12 protein-coding genes are annotated in these 18,566 nt (G+C 66.6%); 1 reads left to right on the top strand and 11 read right to left on the bottom strand.

From position 1 onward, the window contains the following. Window positions 1-294: 294 nt before the first annotated feature. Window positions 295-468: a hypothetical protein gene (locus tag JWQ90_RS15260; protein ID WP_299695715.1), complete on the top strand. Its 174-nt coding sequence runs from the start codon at window positions 295-297 to the stop codon at window positions 466-468. Between the two features lie 238 nt (window positions 469-706). Here the strand turns inward: JWQ90_RS15260 and JWQ90_RS15255 are convergent, their stop codons facing one another. The 11 genes from JWQ90_RS15255 to JWQ90_RS15205 all read right to left on the bottom strand — a co-directional run bounded on the left by JWQ90_RS15255 (window position 707) and on the right by JWQ90_RS15205 (window position 18,559). Next, window positions 707-4,147: a pyruvate carboxylase gene (locus JWQ90_RS15255; protein WP_299695713.1), complete on the bottom strand. Its 3,441-nt coding sequence runs from the start codon at window positions 4,145-4,147 to the stop codon at window positions 707-709. A 265-nt stretch (window positions 4,148-4,412) separates the two neighbouring features. Next, window positions 4,413-7,640: a DUF6519 domain-containing protein gene (locus JWQ90_RS15250; RefSeq protein ID WP_299695711.1), complete on the bottom strand. Its 3,228-nt coding sequence runs from the start codon at window positions 7,638-7,640 to the stop codon at window positions 4,413-4,415. 12 nt (window positions 7,641-7,652) lie between these two features. Then, a complete protein-coding gene (locus JWQ90_RS15245) occupies window positions 7,653-9,833 on the bottom strand; it encodes a hypothetical protein (RefSeq protein WP_299695709.1) in 2,181 nt (726 codons plus the stop codon). Further along, window positions 9,830-12,601 carry a putative baseplate assembly protein gene (locus JWQ90_RS15240; protein ID WP_299695707.1) on the bottom strand — a complete coding sequence of 924 codons (2,772 nt, stop codon included), beginning with the start codon at window positions 12,599-12,601 and terminating at the stop codon, window positions 9,830-9,832. Before JWQ90_RS15240 ends, JWQ90_RS15245 begins: the two co-directional genes overlap by 4 nt. A gap of 1 nt (window position 12,602) precedes the next feature. Beyond that, window positions 12,603-15,188 carry a putative baseplate assembly protein gene (locus JWQ90_RS15235; protein ID WP_299695705.1) on the bottom strand — a complete coding sequence of 862 codons (2,586 nt, stop codon included), beginning with the start codon at window positions 15,186-15,188 and terminating at the stop codon, window positions 12,603-12,605. Further along, window positions 15,185-15,553 carry a GPW/gp25 family protein gene (locus JWQ90_RS15230; protein WP_299695703.1) on the bottom strand — a complete coding sequence of 123 codons (369 nt, stop codon included), beginning with the start codon at window positions 15,551-15,553 and terminating at the stop codon, window positions 15,185-15,187. The genes JWQ90_RS15235 and JWQ90_RS15230 overlap by 4 nt, the downstream gene beginning before the upstream one ends. A gap of 19 nt (window positions 15,554-15,572) precedes the next feature. Further along, a complete protein-coding gene (locus tag JWQ90_RS15225; RefSeq protein WP_299695701.1) occupies window positions 15,573-15,881 on the bottom strand; it encodes a hypothetical protein in 309 nt (102 codons plus the stop codon). A gap of 2 nt (window positions 15,882-15,883) precedes the next feature. Then, complete coding sequence (locus tag JWQ90_RS15220; protein ID WP_299695699.1) at window positions 15,884-16,408, bottom strand: phage baseplate assembly protein V; 525 nt, start codon at window positions 16,406-16,408, stop codon at window positions 15,884-15,886. Next, complete coding sequence (locus tag JWQ90_RS15215; protein ID WP_299695697.1) at window positions 16,405-17,547, bottom strand: hypothetical protein; 1,143 nt, start codon at window positions 17,545-17,547, stop codon at window positions 16,405-16,407. Before JWQ90_RS15215 ends, JWQ90_RS15220 begins: the two co-directional genes overlap by 4 nt. Further along, complete coding sequence (locus tag JWQ90_RS15210; protein WP_299695695.1) at window positions 17,540-17,902, bottom strand: hypothetical protein; 363 nt, start codon at window positions 17,900-17,902, stop codon at window positions 17,540-17,542. Before JWQ90_RS15210 ends, JWQ90_RS15215 begins: the two co-directional genes overlap by 8 nt. Window positions 17,903-17,911: 9 nt before the next feature. Next, complete coding sequence (locus JWQ90_RS15205; RefSeq protein WP_299695693.1) at window positions 17,912-18,559, bottom strand: hypothetical protein; 648 nt, start codon at window positions 18,557-18,559, stop codon at window positions 17,912-17,914. Window positions 18,560-18,566: the final 7 nt, after the last annotated feature.

The following is an 18,566-nucleotide window of genomic DNA, read 5'->3' as shown; positions in this document are numbered from 1 at the left end:
CTGTGCGTACTGTGCATGAGGGGCTGGCGGCCAAAAAATGGCCGCTGTTCGGGTCGGACCAACAGTTTGCCCGGTCGCCAGCTTCTTTCATATGATCAATGGCTTGCGCTTAAGTAAGTGACATTCGTGTCTGACCCCATCGAATATCCGCTGACTCAATAGATTGCCGTTCTCCGTGAATGACGTGACAAAAACCATGTTGCCATCTGGCAAACGGTACGACGTCCAGTCTCGAAACTGCTGCAGTACATTGCGATGTTGGACAGAGGCTTGTAGTCGGCGTGAGATCTCATCGTGAAGCAATTGCATGAAGTGCCGTATCTCTGCCGCGTCATTGAAATAGTGAATGTCGGTAGCAAAGAGTCCCTTGTCTTCGGTGATGCTCTTCAGGGCTCCAATGGACGTGTAGTGAAACAGTGTTTGCTGTGGCTGTTCCGCGAAGAGCTTCGCAGAAATATCTTCAACTGACATGTCCGACCTCAGAACCTGATCGAGATAGGGGCGGGCCTTACGGCCCGACCCCTCTCGCACCACCGTACGTGCGGGTCGCGCATACGGCGGTTCGAAGTGTTGAAACGAGTTTCATCATGCCGCAAGTGTAGGCAAACCGCGGTCCATAAAGTAGCGGTTGGGCAATGCAATCTTCAGCGCCAGACTCTGCGAGAGTCGCCAGGGGTCGCGGGCGGACTTGGCCTCACCGCCAGCTTCAAACCAACTCGATCAGCAAATCCTTCGCCGACACGCTCTGCCCAGTAGCCGCAACAACCCGCTTGATCGTCGCATCGAAGTCGGCGCGGATTTGGGTTTCCATCTTCATCGCCTCGATCGAGATCAGCGGATCGCCCTTCGCGACTTTCTGGCCCGCCTTGACCGCGACGGTGACGACCATGCCGGGCATTGGCGCGCCGATGTGCTTGAGGTTGCCGTCTTCTGCGCGCGGCAGCGCGGCCTTGTTCTTGGCGTCGAGCCGGGCGACGCGGATCAGGCGCGGTTGGCCGTTGAGTTCGAAGAACAGTTTGTCTTCGCCTTCTTCCAGATTCTCGGTGCGGCCTTGCAGGCGGATCAGCAGGGTTTTGCCGGGCTCCAGGTCCATTGCCACTTCCTGCTGCTCATGCAGGCCGTAGAAGAACACCGGTGTCGGCAGTTGGCTGATGTCGCCGTAGGTTTTCAGATGCGCCGAATAGTCCTTGTAGACCTTCGGGTACATCAGGTACGAGGCCAGATCGACGTCGCTGATCTTGTGGCCGACGGCTTTCTCGGCTTCGGCTCGCGCCGCTTCGAGATCGACCGGTGGCAGGTTGAGGCCGGGGCGGCCGACCAGCGCGGGTTCGTCGCGGATGATCTTTTTCTGCAGCTCCGCCGGGAAGCCATCGGGCGGATAACCGATCTCGCCCTTGAACAGCGAGATCACCGATTCCGGGAACGCGATGTCGCGCGCCGGATCGGCGACTTCGCCGGGCGTCAGATCGTTTGCGACCATGTACAGCGCCATGTCGCCGACGACTTTCGATGTGGGTGTGACTTTGACGATGTCGCCGAACAGTTGATTGACGTCGGCGTAAGCCTGGCTGACTTCGGGCCAGCGGTGATCCAGGCCCATAGCGCGAGCTTGTTCACGAAGATTGGTGTACTGCCCGCCCGGCATTTCGTGGCGATAGACGTCCGAAGTGCCGCTGCGCATGTCGGCCTCGAACGGCGCATAGAAACGGCGCGCGCCTTCCCAGTAGAACGACAGCGACTTCATCGCCTCCAGATCGACGTTCGGTGCGCGCTCGGTGCCCTGCAGCGCGGCGACGATCGCCGACAGGTTCGGCTGCGAGGTCAGGCCACTCATCGAGTCCAGCGCGCCATCAACGGCGTCGACGCCGGCCTCGATCGCCGCCAGCACGCTGGCCGCGGCGATGCCGCTGGTGTCGTGCGTGTGAAAGTGGATCGGCAGGCCGACTTCCTGCTTGAGCACGCGCACCAGCTCTTTGGCGGCGCGCGGGCGGCAGACGCCGGCCATGTCCTTGATGCCGAGCACGTGCGCGCCGGCACGCTCCAGCTCCTTGGCCATTTTCACGTAGTAGGCCAGGTTGTACTTGGGCCGCGAGGCGTCGAACAGATCGCCGGTATAGCAGATCGCGCCTTCGCAGATAGCGCCGCTCTCGATCACCGCGTCCATCGCCACGCGCATGTTCTCGACCCAGTTCAGCGAGTCGAACACGCGGAACAGGTCGACGCCGTTGGCAGCGGCCTGTTGGACGAAGAACTTGACGACGTTGTCGGCGTAATTGGTATAGCCAACCGCATTGCTCGCACGCAGCAGCATCTGGAACAGCACGTTCGGCGCCGCCATGCGCAGCTGGTGCAGGCGCGCCCAGGGGTCTTCTTTAAGAAAGCGCAGCGCGACGTCGAACGTCGCGCCGCCCCAGCATTCCATCGACAACAGGCCCGGAACCATGCGCGCGTAATACGGCGCGATCACCGCCATGTCGGTGGTGCGCATGCGCGTCGCGAACAGGCTCTGGTGCGCGTCGCGCATCGTCGTGTCGGTGAGCAGCACCTGCGGCTGCGCCTTCATCCATTGCGCGAAGCCGGCCGCGCCCAACTCCTTGAACTTGTCGCGTGAGCCGGGCGGAACCGGCGCGAGCAGATCGCAGTCCGGCATCACCGGCTGTGCGAACTCGCCCTCCGGCATCTTGCGGCCCTTCATCTCCGGGTTGCCGCGCAGCGTGGTTTCGCCGAGGAAACGCAGCAATTTGCTGGCGCGGTCGCGGCGCTTCTTGAAGTTGAACAGCTCGGGCGTGTTATCGATGAACTTGGTGATCACATCGCCATTGATGAAATCGGGATGGTTGATCACGTTCTCCAGAAACTGGAGATTCGTCGACAGGCCGCGGATGCGGAATTCGCGCAGCCCGCGGTCCATGCGGTGGATCGCCTCGTCCGCGCTCGGCGCCCAGGCGGTGACCTTGACCAGCAGCGAGTCGTAATACGGCGTGATGATCGCGCCGGCGTAGGCGGTGCCGCCGTCGAGGCGCAGGCCGAAACCGGCGGCGCTGCGGTACACGCTGAGGCGGCCATAGTCCGGCGTGAAGTTGTTCTCCGGGTCTTCGGTGGTCACGCGGCATTGCAGCGCATGGCCGTTGAGGCGGATCTCGCTCTGCTCCGGCACGCCGGCGGTGCTGCCGATATGCGCGCCCTGGCAGATGCGGATCTGCGCCTTGACGATGTCGATGCCGGTGACCTGTTCGGTGACCGTATGCTCGACCTGGATGCGCGGATTGACCTCGATGAAATAGAACTTGCCGGTGTCGGCGTCCATCAAAAATTCGACGGTGCCGGCATGCGTGTAGTTGACCGCGCGGCCGAGCTTCAATGCGTATTCGCACAGCGATTGCCGCGTGGCTTCGTCCAGATACGGCGCCGGCGCGCGCTCGACCACTTTCTGGTTGCGGCGCTGCACCGAGCAGTCGCGCTCGAACAGATGCACCAGCTTGCCGTGGCGGTCGCCGATGATCTGCACCTCGACATGGCGCGCGCGCCGCACCAGTTTTTCGAGATAAACCTCGTCGTTGCCGAAGGCTGCGGCGGCTTCACGGCGCGCAATGTCGATGTTGTCCGGCAGGTCGGCTTCGGTTTCGATCACGCGCATGCCGCGCCCGCCGCCGCCCCAGCTGGCTTTCAGCATCAGCGGATAGCCGACAGCGCTGGCCATCTGCTTGCAGGCCTCGATGTCGGCCGGCAGCGGCGTGGTCGCCGGCATCACCGGCACGCCGGCGGCGGTGGCCGCATTGCGCGCGGCGACCTTGTTGCCGAGCGTGCGCATCACCTGCGGCGACGGGCCGATGAACAGGATGCCGGCCGCGGCGCAGGCCTCGGCGAAGTCCGGGTTCTCGGACAGGAAGCCATAGCCCGGATGGATCGCGTCGACCTTGGCCATCTTGGCGATGCGGATGATGCCGGCGATATCCAGATACGCGGCGATCGGCTTCTTGCCCTCACCGACGCGATAGCTTTCGTCGGCCTTGAAGCGATGCAGCGAGAAGCGATCCTCGTTGGCATAGATCGCCACCGTCTTGATGCCCATCTCGTTCGCGGCGCGCATCACGCGGATGGCGATTTCGGAGCGGTTGGCGACGAGAATCTTGCGGATGCTGGGCACGGGTGTTCCCTTGTTCTGATTGGCTAGTGGGATGCAGAAAACGAACCGTGTCGGCCCGCTCCGCAGGATTGTAGCGGCAGAAGGAGGGGTGCAGCCCCGGAAGAATCACGCGGCACACTGCCGTTCCCTCTCCCGGGAGAGGGGAAAACACAGCGCGCGCTTATAGTGGCGTAGGTTGGGGTGAGCATCGCGAACCCCAACATCGGCTCGGACAACTGTTGGGGTTCGCGATGCTCACCCCAACCTACCTGGGATCCGCCTACAGCTAGGGCGCCTGGACGTTCAGCGGCGCCCATGGTGCCGCCAGCGGCGCGCTGCGTACCAGGATCTCGCTGCTGGTGATGTTGCCCAGCACGGTGTAGCGGTCCTCCTGCGGAAAGAGCGTCATCGACGGCTTCTTGCCCACGCCGCTGACGCGATTGCCGGCGACCAGCAGGGTATCTGCAGCAAGGTAGATGTCCGGCAGCGTGGACTCCAGCGCGGAGCTGCGCAGGCACTGGTTGTTGCTGAAATCGCAGAGCGGGTAAGCGAGGATCGCAACTGCAAATGCGCCGCCGCGCGCCGTGATCTGGTTGCCACGGAAGTCCACGCGCAAGCTGGTGTTGCCGACTGCGGCCGCTGTCGCCCTGGCTTTTGCCGTCGGCTTCGCGTCGACCATGAAACCTTGCAGAACCTCCGGCGGCGTCGCAACGGCGCGGCTGCCGGACCTTGCCGCCGCGGTCCGCGCCTGCGAGCCGGCGATGACGACGCCGAACCACGCCGAGGCATCGGCATCATGCGCGCCGGTATCGCGGCGCAGGCGGTTGCTGTCGACGATGACATCGCCCAGTGGCGACTTCGCCAGCAAGCCGACCACGATTCCGGAAAATGCAGCCGCCGGGCCGATGCCGGAAAGCTCGTTGCCGCTGATGCGGATGCCGTCGCAGCCCTGCACCAATACCGCCACCGTCATCAGGTTCGGTGAAGTCGCTGCCAGCCCGACGCCGGTGATCGTGTTGCCGGCGATCGCGACCGCTTGCGCAGCGGACACCGCGATCCCGACCAGTTGCGCCTGGCTCGCATCGCGCGGGTTGGCCTCGATGCCGGAGATCTGGTTGTTCTCGATCGACAGGGATTCCACACCGCCTTCGAGCACCTCGATACCGGCGCCGCAATGCGCGATCTGGTTCTGCTTGACCTGCGCCTTGCCGAGCGCCGATGCCGCCCGGATCGCCGCGCCGCCGAAGCCGGCGATGCGGTTGCCGATCAGATGACAATCGCCGGCCGCCAGCTTTGCGTTCTGCGCCGTTTGCGGGATCAGGATGCCGCAAGCGGTGCTCTCGGCTGCCGAGCCGACATGGCGGATATCGTTGTCGAGCACGCGCAGGCCGAAGACGTTCGCCGCGATGCCATTGCCGATGGTCTCGATGCGATTGCCCGCGATCTCGGCGCTTGCGTTGATGAGGCCATTGCCGGTCAAGGCGATGCCATGCCCGCTGCTGGCAATGCGATTGCCGCGGATGCATACCGGCGGGCCGGACTTGGCGTCGAGCAGCAGATCAATCGCGCCCCGAGCGCACTGGAACACATTGCCGTCGACGTGGAGGCCGTCGATCGCGATGCTGCCGCTCCTGGCCGGGCTGCTGGCGTTGACGCTGGAATAAAGCCCGAATGCCGCATTGATCAGATTGTCACTGACCTGCACGCGTGCCAGCTGGCCGATCAGTGCGACCGCGACGCCGGCCGCTTTTTCCGCGGGCCCGATCGCGAGTTGCCGCAGGCGCAGACCCTGCACGCTGTCTGCGACGATCGAGGCGAAACCGGCCGCCTCGGATGCCCGGTAAACGATACTGAATCGTTCCAGCGTCAAATCGGCGCTTTTGCCGATCGTGATCGCAGCTGCTTCGGTCAGTAGGCGGGTGGCCAGGCCCTGTCCACGCAGCGTCAGCGTCGCAGCGCCCTCGATGCGCAGCGGCGCTCGCAGCGCGTAGTCACCGGCCTCCAGGCATACCGTGCCGCCACCACGCGCGACCACCGTGTCGATCGCCTGCTGCAGCGAAGGCGCGCCCTGCGCGTGTGCCTGCGGGCTCACGCAGATCGTGCAGCCGCAGTTCTCATGGCCGAACGACGGCGGCCAGAACTGGCGGCAATCGGTGGGCTGGCTGCCCGGCGTATACAGGCCGAGCTTCGCGTAGTGATGGTGGATGCCGCGCGGCGGCGCATGGTCGAGCAGCTCGACGGAAGCGTCGGTGCTGCGCGCTGCAAACACCCACCAGTCGCCGGATTTGAACGCGCCGCCGGCAGAGAAAAGATCGAAGCTGACGACGATGCCGCTTTCCAGCGCAAGCGTGACCGTACCGTCGGCCGGCACCGGAATCGCGCCGCTGCTGGCGGCACTGCCCAGGTCGAAATACAGGCTGGGCTGCGCGGTATCGGTACGCAGCACCTGGCTTTTCTGATCCCAGCGCCGGATGCGCGTATGCCGCTCCGCGGCAGGCCTGCCCTGCGCGTCGACCGGGAACAGTCCGGCGCTGACCGGCTTCTCCAGCGTGATCGTGCGCGTCGCATCGTCGACGCCGCCGCCAACGGCGACGCGGTGCAGCTCGCCGGGGAGATTGTTGAGCTCAAGCCAGTCGTCGACGATCTCGATCCAGTCGCCGTCGCTGAAGCGCAGCACGCCGTCCTTGCCGACGCTTTCGACGAGCAGCGTGCCGGCATCGACGAAGCGCGTGACGCGCGTCTCCACCGAGGCGTTGTCGCGCGACCATTTGAACGTCGCCTTGCCCGGCTCGCCGCCGTCGTGAATCTCGACGCGGTACAGCTGGTTCTCCAGGCCGGTGTAGCCACCGGTGGGCGGAATCAGGCAGGGATTGTCGCTGCCGTAAGTCGCGGTGGCGGTGCTCAGCCGGCCGACTGAGGGCGCAGTCAAAGCCGACCAGCCCGGAATGTCATCCGCATCGGTGTCGCAGGCGAGGCTCACATTGCGCTCGTTGGCGAGCACCTTGACCTGCCACACGGTCTGCAGGCGCGTCGTGGTATCCACGCCCAGCGCCTTGTCGACCAGATCCGGCGCCTCGAACTGCGTCAGCTCGCGCTGCCAGACATCGACGTAGACCAGGTGCGGCCCGCCCGACGTGGGCAGAGCCAGCGGATTCGGCAGATAGGGCTGCTGGTCGTACGGAATCGGCTGAGTACCATACAGCTCGGCCAGCGCCGCGTCCCAGGCCGACGCCGGCAGACCGTGATTCTCCGCGAGCAGGCCGTCGACATAGATACGGCCGCGGCCGATGGTCAATTGCGCGCCGTTGACGGCGAGCTTGAAGCCGTCCGGCGTCGTCAGCGGCACGACGGCCGCGCCGCCAAAGGTGTCGTAGCGCGTCGCCTGGTCGCGGCGGTTGATCTGTGCGACCAGATCGTTCCAGTCCCAGTCGGTCAGCGGCCGCCCCTGTTGCAGCAGCACGCCGCCATAGTCGCGCGCGGGCTCGTAGACGTACCGGCTGTAGTCACCGCTCATGTCGTGCTCCTCTCAGCTTTCATAGAGAATTCCGGCTTGAAGGCCGACGCGCAGATACTCGTCGAGCCGCATGCGCAGATTGGTTTCGCGCTGCGGCTGGAATAGGAAGTTGAATGCGCCCGGCTGGCCCTCGTTGTCGGCGCCGCTCAGCAACTGCGCGCCGGACGAGACCGCGAGCTGCGCATAAGCCGCGAAGCCATAGCGCAGCGAGGTGAAGCGCGGCACCGCCAGCTCCGGCGATGCCGCCGATTCCGGCAGGCAGCGATAGCGGCGCGGCACGCGCGCGGTGTCCGGCAGATAGCTGAAGCGCACGCAGCCTTCCTGACGCCGCTGTGCAATCACCGGCGCGCCCCAGGTGTCCGCCGCGGCAAGGCTTGCGAGCAGGATCGAGTTCGACACCAGCGGCAGCTTCAGTGCATTGAGCTTGCCGACCACGGTGCAGCCCTTGAGCTGCAGCGCGCCGCCAGCGCCGCTGCCGTCGACTGCGGCGTAGGCGATGCTGCTCGCCGCAGTGGCGTCGATGATGCTGTCGGTCGCCGCCACGGTGGCTTGCGCAGCGACGCGCAGCGCGCCGCTGATGGTCCGCTCCAGCGTCAGCGCGAGGCTGTCGATCTCGACGATCAGGCTCACCGCGCCGGGTTGCTGCGGCGAACTGTCGGCGTTCAACGCGAGGCCCGGCACCAGCGTGCAATGTGCCAGAACCAGCCGCGCGAGCCGGTTGCCGGCGGTGTCGGCGACATGTAGAGGCGCGCCGGTGATCAGCAGGCCGTCGAGCCGAATCCCGGCGTCATCGCCGCCGCTCAAGGCCAGCTCGCCGCTGAGTACCAGCGTCGGCCGGCAGCCGTTGGCGGCGCGCAGTTCGACCTGTTTCTGCGCCGGCGCGTTGATCGCCAGAGTCTCTGCGTAACGGCCGCTGTCGCCGATCTCGACCACGCCGCCATCGGCGCCGAGCGCGTTCAACGCGGCCTGGATCGTCGCGTAATCCTGCGGCACCCTCGCCAAGTGCGGCGGCGGCTGCGCATCAGCGGCCACGCGCTCGTATTCGCCGCCGCCGAGCGCACCGCTGAAGCCGTAGTGAAAGTCGACGCGCAGCTGTGTGCCGGCCGGCAAGCCCGGCGGCAGCGCGATGCGGCCGAGCAGCGGGTCGACGACGTAGTGATCGTCGCTCGGCAGATGCGCCCAGCTGCCGCCGAGATCGTCAAGATTGCAGACACGCACTTTGGCCGGATCGACCGCCTGGAAGCTGCCGCCGGAATTCTCGTACAGACACAGGCTTTTCGGCTCGGCGTCGGCGCTGGAGTAATAGTCGGCCAGCGATGCGGCCAGCACGCGCCGGCTGATCGGCAGCGGCACGTTGAGCGGCGTCGACAACTGCGCGAAATCGGCCAGCGTCTGCGGATGCGTGTACAGCGGCTGGTCGATGCCCAGCGGATGGAAGCGCCAGCGGCGCTCGTCGACCGCGACCGCCGGCGACGCCGTCAGCGGCCAGGCGTCGAGGCGCCACAGAAACAGGCCGACATTGGGAATGTTGTAGCGGCCGCGCCGGCTGCCGATGCGGCGCACGTCGACCGTGTGCATGACGCTGTCGAACGCGGTGCCGAGCCGTTCCAGCGGCTGCCACTGGCGCAGATCCGGCGCGGCCAGGCACTGCGGCCGCCGGTGGTTCATGTACTGCGTCATCACCAGCTTCTGGAAGAACTCCACCGCGGTCGCGTTCCAGCCGGTGACGTCGCGCGCCAGCTGCTCCAGCACGATCACGGTGCCCTTGCGGCGGCGGTAGGCGATGGTGTGCGCGACTTCGGCACGCGGGCTGGCGATCTTCGGCGTCACCCCGTGCAGCATGCGGTAGCCGATCAGGTCGCCGATGTAGGGCGCGGCCCAGTCCGCGCAGGTCTCGATGAACTGGTCGTCGTAGAGCTGGGCGAGATCCTCCTGCAACACGCCGAGCTGTTCGGCGAACACTGCCAGCAGCGAAGCCAGAGGGCCGGCCAGCGCGGCATTCTGCAGACGATCGGCCTGCTGCTGTTGCAGCGGCGTCAGCGGAATGCCGGCGTCGATCAGCGTCCGCAGTTCGACGTAGGCGTCGCGATCGTCCGCGAGCAGCCAGCCGGGCGTGACCACGGCCTGCGCCTGATCGCGGATGCGCAGAATCGCCGGCAACAGCTTGAACAGGCTTTGCGCGTCGATGCTCATGCCATGATCCCCAGCGACAGCGCCGCGACATCGAGCGTCAGCAGTTCGGCCGCGTTGACGCTGCCGTCGCTGTGCACCGCCGGCAGCGCCGCGATCAATCGGGGCCGCGGCTGTGGATCGATCGAACCAGCGTCGCTGCGATAGATCTGCCGGATATCCGCCGCGACCACGCCGCTGACGTTCTGGATCACCGCATAGGCTTCGTCGATCGTCACCGGCTGGCCGAAGTCGCGCGCATCGAAAGCGTAGGCGGCGCGCAAAGCCGTTGCGACCGCGGCCAGCGTCAGATCGGGATCGGCGGCGTCGGCGATCTTGACGGTCGCCTGCAGCGCGAAGCTCGCCCGGCCGTAGCTCTGCACGCACAGCGGCAGCAGCGGGTCGCCGTAGCGGCGCAGCGCGGCGACCAGGCTGTTGTGCGTCGCGCCGTTGTCGGCGAGCGTGCTGCCATCGGTGCCGGCGACGGTGACGTAGACGCCGCGTGCGCGGCCGTTGTCGATCCACAGCGCGTGCGCCTTGGCGATGCCGGCGAAGGCGCGCGCAAAATCGGCGTAATCCTGTGCGGAAACGGCGCGGTCCAGCGTCAGCACGCGCAGCGGCGCGTTGCGGCGCGCGCGGTCCCGTGTCTCCGCGTCCTGGCCGCCGCTGGCCGGCGCCGGATTGGTCGCCGCCTTCACGCCCAGCGGCCGCGTCAGCAGCGTGCTGATCTGGCCGCTGCGCAAATTGCCGGCCGCGCCGAGGCCCTTGCGATAACTGAAGCGCAGATTGTTCTGCGCGCTCGGCAGGCGCGCGCCCTCGCTGCCGTCGCCGAAGTCGAGCGTGGTCTTGCCGGCGTCGTCCTGGCGCAGCGCGTAGACGCGGTCCTTGGCGCCGCTGCCGTACAGCGTCGCGCGCTCGCTCCACAGCAGATTGTTGACGCGCACCTGCAGCGTGGACACCGCGCCGCTGGGATCGCTGCCGCTGGCGACGTAGGTCAGCGGCGGCTGCTTGAGCGTGAAGCTCTGGCTGGCCTGTGCGGCGTCGCCGCTGCCGCCGATCTCGGACACGGTTTCGCCATGCGTCGCCGGCGCAACATTGGCGTTGACCGCTACGCTGGCGCGCTCGTAGCAGTTCGTCAGCGGTGCCGACAACGTCAGCGTCGTGGTCTCGCGATCGCTGACGACGCCATCGGCGCCGTTGGCGATAGCGGCGGATTCCGACACCGTGTCATCGTCGTCCAGCGCCGCCTGCAGCAGCAGGCTGCCGGCCGGCGCGACGATCGTCACGTTGGCACCGTCGTGATCGGCGAGCGTCCAGCGCCAGCTGCCGCCAGGTGCCGGCGCGGCATCGAGCGCATCGGGATCGAGCGCCTGCCACTGGTCCGCGGCGATCTGCACTTCCGGCGCCGCGAGCATCACGAACGAGTCACCGGCACGCGCGCTGCGGCTGGCGTCGCCTGGAAAAGTGATGCCGGTGGTATCGGCCGGTATCGCGATGCGCTGGCGCTTGCCGCTGAGCGCGATCAGCTGGCCGGGCTGCAACTCCGGCTCGCGTTCCGCGAGCGCCAGGCAGCTGCCGTAGACCGGATACAGCAGCGGCCGCGATGCCAGCCTCAGCGCCTCGTTCTGGGCGAGCACGACGGTTTCGCGAAAGCCGAACTGGGCCAGATGCTCATCGCTGTCGACGACGATCCGCGTGAACCTGCCGCTCATCGCATAAGCGGCGCGTGAAGTCTGGACGGCGCTGTTGACCCGATACAGCTCGACATAGCCGGCCGGCGCGGTGGCGCCGCTGCCGCCGGCCAGCGCGACCCAGCTGCCGGTCACGATTCTTGGATAGCTCGCGTCGAGATCGATCTGCTGGTTTTTGGGATCGACGCTGACATTGTCCCAGTCGCCGTTCTGATCGACCTGGCCGGCCGGAACATTGCTGAGCAGCGCCGGTGCCGGGGCCGTGCTGCCGAACAGTGCCGCACGCTGCCGGAACACATGCACCGACACGCCTTGCGCCGACGGCTCGCTCCAGGATTTCCCCAGCCCTTTCGACCAGGCCAGGCGCGTAATGCCGCGCGCGGTGTCGATCGCCACCGCATCGATCCAGCGCAGATCCCAGCGCTCGCTACCGATGTCGTCGAGCCGCTCGCGGCCGACGATCAGAATCGCGTCGCCCGGCTGGATCGAGTTGCCGGTGCCGGCGATGAACAGCTCGGTGAGCCCGAGCCCGATCGACTGCGCGGCGGAGCGCTGCACCGCCATCGCATTCCACTCGACACGCGCGGTGATCGCGGCCACGGTCTCGAAAGTCTGCGGGCTCTGCTCGGGGTCGGGCACGCTCTGCACGCGCGTGCCGGCCGGAATCGTCACCGGCTGCGCGGCCAGCGCGCGCTGGCCGGGCGCGCTTTCCAGCGTGAACGCCAGCGCGGTGCTGGAGGCGACGCCCGGCGCGAGCCGGTAGCCGATCAGCCTCGCCAGTTCGAGCACCGAGCGGCGCTCGGTGGCGGTGCGCAGCCAGGACTCGTTGGCGATGCGCTCCTGATAGAACGTCAGCACGTCGGCCATGCAGGCGAAAGCGTCGCCGAGCGCGATCGTCCAGTCGTCGTTGCTGCGCGTGGTCAGCGCGGCGAGCGCCGGGTAGTCGGTGCTCGACAGCCGCGCCTGCAGTGTGGTCTTGAACTCGGAGTAGCGGCCGACGCGATACGAAACCGCCGGCAGGCCGGGCGCGTTGAACTTCGCCGCCGGCGTGTCGATCGCGGTGCCGGCGCAGCAGCCGCAGTCCTCGCTTGCGCTGTCCATGTCACTTGCCCCCATGAATATCGAGCCGCAGCACGCCGCGCTCGGGGAAGTTCGGGTCGTTGTCGAGCCTGGCGATTTCGAGCCGGTTGAGCGGCAGCTCGCCGTTCAACAGATAGCTCGGATCGCCAGTCCCCTGGCGCTGAAACTTCGTCACCTGCGCCGAGGCGACGCCGGGCACCTGATGCGCCGCGGCGTACAGCGGGCTCAGGTACACGGTCTGGCCGAACGTGAAGTTGTCCGGATGAAACAGACCCAGGCGGCCATCGGCGAGCCGGCGATTGCCGAGGAACTGCAGCAGGCTCTGCTTGACGTCGCTGCGGAAGTAGTCGTCCTTGACGCAGACATGCAGGCCGACTTCCAAGGGCACGTAGCGTGGATCGTTGAATTCCAGGTCGTGGCCGGCCATGCGGTAGCGGTCGACAAAGGGCAGCAGCTGGTTCTTCAGCGCCGCGCTGTCGACGCCGGCCAGCGGATCGACGGTGATGAACACCGTGTGCCAGCTGCCGGTCCAGCGCAGCGTCGCCGCGGCGCGCTGCACCTGCACGTTGCGCTCGGTGACGGCGGCGTAGTCGTCGGTGGTGACGGCGCGCTGCTGCGTGCGGAATGCCTGCGGCGCATTGCGGCGCACGCTGTCGGCGGATTCCGGATCGACACCGCCGGCGGCGGCCAGCGGATTGCGCACCGACAACAGCTGCGCCAGATCGCCGGGCTGCGCGACGACGTGGACGATGCGGTCGGCGCCGACATTGCCGGCGGCGCCGTTGCCGATGCGGTAAGCCGCGGTGAACGCAGTGCCGCTGTCCGGGCGCTCGCCGTGCTCGTCGTCGCCGAAACGCAGCGCGGCCGCGCCGTCGTCGTCGATCTCGACGACAAACTCGCTGGCGTCGCCGGCACTGTTGAGCAGATGGCGCTGCGCCTGCCAGCGCGTATTGCGCGTGCCCAGCACGCTGTCGAGCGCGATCTGCGGCAGCACCTGATCCATGCTCCAGTCGAAGACCTGCGCCGCCGACGCGAACGGACCGGCCGCGGCGCCGAGCGGGTTCGCAGCCTGGGTCAGCGGTGCGTACGCGAGCTGCGGGCGATAGCGCGGCGGAATTGCGATCCGCGCCGGCGGATCGCAGCGATCGGCACTGCAGTCGGGGATTGCGTACAGCGTCGGCTGCGGCACCGTGCCGAGCGCCTCGCGGTTGATCGTGCGGCCGTGATCGACCAGCAGCAGATTGCCGCGCGCGACGCTGATGTCGTCGAGATGCTGCGCACCATGCTCCGCGTCGGTGACGCCGGAGATGCACAGCGCAAACGGCAGCGCGTCGGCCAGCGCCCACTCGATCTCGGTGATCGGCTCGCCGGTCAGCGGATCGCTCAGCGTTGCCGGCGCGGTCGGCAACACCCGCGTCAGCTTCACGACATGACGGTGCGCCGGATCGGCGTCGCCGGCCTTGCCGGTGTTGGGGCCGACGAGTTCCTCGAACAGCAGCGCGTCGCCGGCCTTCAGGTCGGGATAAGCGCCCTTGAGCGTCGCCTGCGTCGCGCCCTGCGGCATACAGCAGCGCTGGTCGCTCCAGGTGTAGAACGACATCCGGTTGTGTGCGGCATACAGCGGCTGCCGATAGTCCGGAGCAAAACGCGAATCCAGCAGCGGCTCAAAAACCTGCGGCGCGAGCTGCATCGCCGCGTCGAACTGCGGCGAGTCGACGGCGATGCCGGTGTCGAAGCCCGGCAGCCGCGTCAGGAACTGCGTGCCGGCGAGCGGCAGCAACGCACTGGCGGCTTCGACCTGCAGCTGCAGCCAGGCGCGCGCGTTGCAGCCGTCGTGCATCGGATAGTCCACCAGCAGCGCATGGCGGCGCAGCGACACGCGGCGGCGCGCGGTGCCGAGATAGGCTTCGGTGGCGATCGCGTCCTGCTGATAGCTGAGCTGGTCCGCGGCATAGGCGAGCAACTCGGCGACGGCGATGCCGGTATCGGCCACGCTGCTCTGCTGCCACTGCGGCACCAGCTGCGCCATGCGGTCGAGAATCAGACGGCGGAAGCTCGAATAATCCTTCGCCAGGTAGTCGATGTCGGGCGCGTCCGCATCCGCCGGCGGACACAGGCTCTGCGGCGCGCAGTCAAAGTCGGACGGGCACTCGACCTTGAACGAGAAATCGATCTCGCGCATCCGCGGGTCGAAGTCGGCCGGTGGATCGTCGTCCAGCGGCGAGTTGACCAGGCGCAGCGTGTAGACCGAGAAGTCGCCGGCCAGCGCGGTGCGTACCAGCAGCGTGCTAGCCGCGTCGGGCAGCGCCTGCACGAGCGCGCGCGTCGCCGCCTCGCCGCTGGCGCTCAGCTGCGCGGGAAGCGGCGACGCCGGCGAGGCCCATTGCACTTCGATGTTCCTGACGCGCTCGCCGCCGAGCAGCTCGACATTGCCGGCCGAGAACGCCGCCGGCAAGGGCTTCAGGCAATGCACCAGCAGCGTGCGCTGGCGCAGCGCGTCGAACTCCGGCAACTCGCGGTCGATGACTTCCAGATAGTCGATGCCGTTGAGCGTCGGGTGCGCGGCGACCAGATTGCGGCGCAGCGCATCGCAGCAGCGATAGATCATGAGCCGTCTCCGAGCGCGCGCGTGAAGGTTTGCACCTGGCTCTGGTCGCTGCCGCGCAGGCTGTAGCGCACGGTGACGATCAAGCTTGCGTCGTCGGTATCGACGCTGACCCCCTGCAGCGCTATCAGATCGCCGAGCCACTGCTGCAGCGCGCCCTGCACCAGCATCTGTGTGGCGCCGGCCAGCTCGACCGAGTTCGGCGCGAACACCAGCTGCGCCACGCCACTGCCGAAATCCGGGCGCATCACCCGCTCGCCGGGCGCGGTGAACAGCACTTGCTCGATCAGGTCGCGCACATGACGCTCGTCAGGCGCTTCCGCGGTGCGGCCGCTGTGGTCGAACTGATAGGCATAAGCGAGATTCATCGCGCGCTCCCTTGCTGGCTCAATTCGCCGTCACGCGGTGCTGCACGCGCCGCGGTACCATCGGCGTTGACGTCGGCACGCAGGCCGATGCGCCGGTATCGATCGCGAGCGGCTGGCCCATCACGCGAACCTGCTGTGCGCCGCTGGTCCACTGCCCGCTAACGCAGGGACTCGACAAAGGACAGCCGGCGACCGCATACGGCATGGCAACCACCACCACGGCCTGGCCGCTGACGGTGACGCGGGCAATCGACATATTCGGCGTCGCCAGACCGGGAACATGCGAGCACTCGACAACAGCGCCGACGTGTAGAACATGGCCCGCCATGGCTAGGTCACCTCCAGCGCGTCGCCGTTGATGCTGACGGTGCCGCCCTGCAGCTTGATCGTCGCGCCGGCTCCGTTGTCGATGGTGATGCCGCTGTCGTTGACAATCAGCGTCGCGCCGCCGGCGCTTTCGATGACGATGCCGCCGCCGGCGCCGGGCGCGTCGCTGATCGTCAGGCCGTTGTGCTGCCGGGTCTGGAACGTGATGGCGGTGACCGGACTCGGCGTTGCCAGCGTCATCGGCGTCACCTGATTCTCGTCCCAGAAGCACCCGACCCAGATCGGGTGATCCATTTCGCCGTCCTCGAATTCGACCCATACGCGGGCCTCGAGATCCGGCAAAGCGAACAGACCACTGGCCGAGCCGGGCGCTCCCGCGATCGGCACACAGGGCAAGGCCCAGGTCGAGGTCTCCTTGCCGAGCACATTGGGCACTTTAAGCCGCAGGCGGCCCTGTTGAAGCGGGTCGAGGTTATCCGCCACCGTGCCGCGATATTTGCCGTGGAACCTGGCGCCGGCTCTGCTCATGCCGGCACCCTCGGTGTAATCGAGATCAGGCCGTTGCGGCTGAGTTGGAAGCTCTGCTTGAACTGCCCGCGCTTGAGTGTGCTCTTCACGCTCTGCACGTAATAGAGGCCGTCGTAAGCGAGGCCGGCTCCGCGCACACCGACCAGCTGGCGCGCCTTGAGCATGCGTCCGTAACGCAGCACATCAAGCTCGCCATTGGCACTAACGGCGTCCTGCGAGCGCGCCGCTTCGGCGACGCCGCGCTTGAGAGCCTCCAGAGGTTTCAGCTTGGCCGTGTCCTTGAGCAGCGAGACTCGCGTGAGCGGCGACGGCAGCAGGCCGAGCGGCGGCTGCAGCGGATTCGAGGCCGGAATCGGGATCGGCAATGCAGGCACATGCGCCACCGGCAACTGCACATAGACGATCGGCAGCACGCCCCGGGTGGAATCGAAGTTGAAACTCAGCGACTCGACATTGGTATACGCATCCATGTCGACGTTGAGTGCCGGCTGCGGCACACCGACTTTGATCTCGGGCCCAAAGTAGGCGACGCTGGTGCCGGGCGCAGGGCCGGGCTCGATGTAGAACACGTAGCCGCAAAGATGGGCTAGCTCCTGCAGGTACTCCAGATCGGTGCCGTTGTGCGCGGGAATCTTCTCGGCTGGAATCGGCGTATCCGGATAGATCGCCGACACCGGCAGCGGCACGATGCCGAACGATGCGTACTTGGCGCAGATCAGCGCGACGCGCGCCTCGATCGACATCGCCGCATACGGCAGGCCGCTCCAGTCATAGTTGTCCATCATCCGCGTCAGATCTTCGCCGGTCATCGACAATGTCCCCGAGCTTCCATTCGCGCCGGGCTGCACCGCGATATGAGTCATCACGCCATCGAACAGCGGTTGCGCCGTGCCGTTCATGGTGACGAACATCAGCACCCGCAACGGCGGCGTATAAGCACTGGCCGCCTGCACGCCCGCGATCAGCAGAATCTGATTCAGCGCCGACCTGCTGTTGAACTGAAAGCTGAGCTGAAAGCCGCTGGCGGAACCCGACGCCGTCGTGACCTCGACGCTGTCGAGCGCGTCCATCACCAGAGACGGAGCCGGAACCAGCACCGCCGGCCCCATCATCAGCGTCAGATGGATGCCCTTAAGCATCGCCCACTCCCGGAACGCCGGCCTGCAGCGTGATGCGCAGATGCCGGCCGATGGCCTCGGTCAAGTCATCCGGACTCATCGCCCGATTGGCGTCGCAGATGCGCCAGTACAACTCGGGATCGCCGAAGTAACGCGCGGCCAGGTTGTCCAGCCGGTCGCCACTGACCACCACATGCTCGTGCAGCAGCGCGTAGCGCTCCGGCTGGGGAATGAAGCGGCGCTGCAGATATGACAGCAGCGTGCCGTCCGCCTTGCTCATCTGCGTGGTGCCGACATTCGCATAGCGGCTGTTGGCCGGAAATTTCTGCGCCTGCAAGCCGCTGGCCTGCAGAAAAGCCTGGATCGCGTCGCTCATCGAAAACCCTCAGATGCCGAGAGCGGACAGCACACCGCCCACCGCTTTAATCGCCAGTTGTTCGGTGGCTTGCAGCCCGCTCAAAAACAAGCCGGCGCCGCGATGCCCCAGCGGAAAATCCTCAACCGTCAGCACGCGCAGCCCAAGGCTCAGCTTGGCGCGAATCGGATTCAGCGACGTATCGAAAGCTTCTTCGGTGATGCTGAATTCCGTGACCCGCACCGGCACCACGCGACTGCGGCCCCACACGAACAAGGCCAGTGGCGCTTCCATCGGCGCAATCTCCAGCGTGCCGTTCATGATCTGCGCGTTGTTCATCAGTAACTGGCCGCTGGTCGGATTCACCAGCGATTCCAACGCCGCAAGCTGCGGCTGGATGCCGAACTGCACCGCGTCCGGATTCTGATCCGGAAACTCGAGCTGGTCGGTAGCGTCGATCTCCGCCTCCAGCTTGATCGTTTCGATCGCCGGACCCTTCAAACGCAGCGGTTCGGCGCGTTGTCCGCCCTCCGCACCCTCGCCTTGAACCTGCAGCGAGCGCGATAGCGAGTCGGGGTTGTACTGCAGCGAGATCATGCGCTGGACGCGGCCGGAGCCCGGATCGATCAAAGCGAGGCCGGCTTTGAGGATGCGCGGGGAGTTTGGGAATGTACTCATGAGTGAC

The organism is Hydrocarboniphaga sp. (assembly GCF_028291725.1).
Taxonomy (GTDB): domain Bacteria; phylum Pseudomonadota; class Gammaproteobacteria; order Nevskiales; family Nevskiaceae; genus Hydrocarboniphaga.
This window is presented reverse-complemented; position numbering and strand designations above follow the sequence as displayed.

Coding starts and splice junctions, on each gene's coding strand:
- JWQ90_RS15250 (WP_299695711.1), bottom strand. CDS start 7,640: ATGAGCGGTGACTACAGCCGGTACGTCTACGAGCCCGCGCGCGACTAT.
- JWQ90_RS15245 (WP_299695709.1), bottom strand. CDS start 9,833: ATGAGCATCGACGCGCAAAGCCTGTTCAAGCTGTTGCCGGCGATTCTG.
- JWQ90_RS15240 (WP_299695707.1), bottom strand. CDS start 12,601: ATGGACAGCGCAAGCGAGGACTGCGGCTGCTGCGCCGGCACCGCGATC.
- JWQ90_RS15235 (WP_299695705.1), bottom strand. CDS start 15,188: ATGATCTATCGCTGCTGCGATGCGCTGCGCCGCAATCTGGTCGCCGCG.
- JWQ90_RS15230 (WP_299695703.1), bottom strand. CDS start 15,553: ATGAATCTCGCTTATGCCTATCAGTTCGACCACAGCGGCCGCACCGCG.
- JWQ90_RS15225 (WP_299695701.1), bottom strand. CDS start 15,881: ATGGCGGGCCATGTTCTACACGTCGGCGCTGTTGTCGAGTGCTCGCAT.
- JWQ90_RS15220 (WP_299695699.1), bottom strand. CDS start 16,408: ATGAGCAGAGCCGGCGCCAGGTTCCACGGCAAATATCGCGGCACGGTG.
- JWQ90_RS15215 (WP_299695697.1), bottom strand. CDS start 17,547: ATGCTTAAGGGCATCCATCTGACGCTGATGATGGGGCCGGCGGTGCTG.
- JWQ90_RS15210 (WP_299695695.1), bottom strand. CDS start 17,902: ATGAGCGACGCGATCCAGGCTTTTCTGCAGGCCAGCGGCTTGCAGGCG.
- JWQ90_RS15205 (WP_299695693.1), bottom strand. CDS start 18,559: ATGAGTACATTCCCAAACTCCCCGCGCATCCTCAAAGCCGGCCTCGCT.